This is a genomic window from Alteromonas sp. 14N.309.X.WAT.G.H12 (assembly GCF_036697315.1).
In the GTDB taxonomy this organism is placed as follows: domain Bacteria; phylum Pseudomonadota; class Gammaproteobacteria; order Enterobacterales; family Alteromonadaceae; genus Alteromonas.
The window spans coordinates 1-982 of the sequence record NZ_JBAHZB010000236.1 but is presented as its reverse complement, the minus strand read 5'-3'; the positions used below and the strand labels follow the sequence as shown (position 1 = coordinate 982).

At 42.4% G+C, this 982-nt stretch carries 1 protein-coding gene; it reads right to left on the bottom strand.

Annotated elements, in window-relative coordinates:
* On the bottom strand, positions 1–455 hold a 455-nt coding region (locus V5298_RS20735; RefSeq protein ID WP_332933300.1), incomplete at its 3' end, for a cupin domain-containing protein.
* Between the last annotated feature and the right edge of the window lie 527 nt (positions 456–982).

Genomic DNA, 982 nt, shown 5'->3' with positions numbered 1-982 from the left:
TTATCAATAACCCGTGCGCCCATCCAAACTCCGCGAGGCACAAGTATTTGCGGTACCTGGCCCGCTGCAATGTCGTTCCCTAGTACTCGTATTTCATCGTGACCGTCGGGGTAAAGCAGGAGAATTTCAGCGGGTGCCCCTCCGTAATAATGCCAGATTTCATCAGTATTGAGCCGATGCAGTGCAGAAAAATCCTCAACCGTCAGAAGTGATAAGATTGCGGTATAGGCATAGCGTGGACTATCGTATCGGCGGGCAATAGCTCCTTCTACAACTTCGTTACTTTTCGCTGATTGTACAAACCATGGACCTTCATGGGGAATATGCTGCATGTTGAAATGCTGGATAATTTGCTGGGCCTCAGCGGAAAGTTGACTGCTTTGGGCACTTGTGGCCGGTGCATTTATTGCTATAGCCAGTGTCAGGGCCGCGGCTACCACACGAAGTTTTTTCATAACAGCTCCATAAAAACGAATTAGTTAGCGGTGTATGTTAATCCTAATACGGGATCAATTATTGCGCACACAAAAGTGTGGCTGAAAAATAACCCCCGAAAATGCAGAGGTTAGCATTTTTCAGGGAGTCATTATGTTTATGTGCCTAGAAGGGGTTAAATGAATAGTCAAAATCAAACCCTAAAAGCCACTGCTTTAAAGCGTTTTTTTGGTGTCAATGTAATCCATAGTTAGGTTTACTAATACTGCGACACCTAGTTTTAGGCCTTTATCATCGGCAATAAAACCTGGTGAATGCAGCGGTGCGGCTTTTTCTTTTTTTTATTCTACTTGTTATTTAAATCAATAATCGAATTTACGAGAATCTACATGCTCACCTTCAAGCCTACTTATTTTTGTCTTTGACAGACAATGCCATTTTGGAATGGTGTAATGACTTTATTGTATCTGCTGTCAACGGTAATCTAATTTAGACCCACTTAGCGGTAAAGTAAAATTGACCCACCTTTAGCGTTTATACTTCATTT